We start from the raw sequence: 282 nt of genomic DNA on the forward strand, positions 1-282 counted from the left end.
GCGATGGGCACTAAATAGTGGATGGAAAGGTAGCCGCGCAACGAACCATCAGCCTCTTTTAGAACGTCTGGCCCGTTGGTGTTCTCCAGCTTGCGGTAATGACCGTCACCGCTAACGGTCACTTCCGCGCCACGCTGCAGAAAGCCAATCACCTTGCCCAGGTGCGCTTGGTTACGCACGTTCAAGCCTTGCTGTCCAGAATGGCCTGGGTGTACATCTGTCACTGTCGCCTTGACCCGACGGGTCTCCCCCTCGGGCCAGAACGCGGGCCGAGCAATAGTC

The 282-nt window shown here is 58.9% G+C and carries 1 protein-coding gene; it reads right to left on the reverse strand.

The window, feature by feature from the left end; translation table 11 throughout:
* The coding region (locus ACZYSM_RS29545) for a hypothetical protein (protein WP_489077233.1) at positions 1-185 on the reverse strand (185 nt) is incomplete at its 3' end.
* Positions 186-282 lie beyond the last annotated feature (97 nt).

It is taken from the genome of Pseudomonas sp. F220 (genome assembly GCF_057813935.1).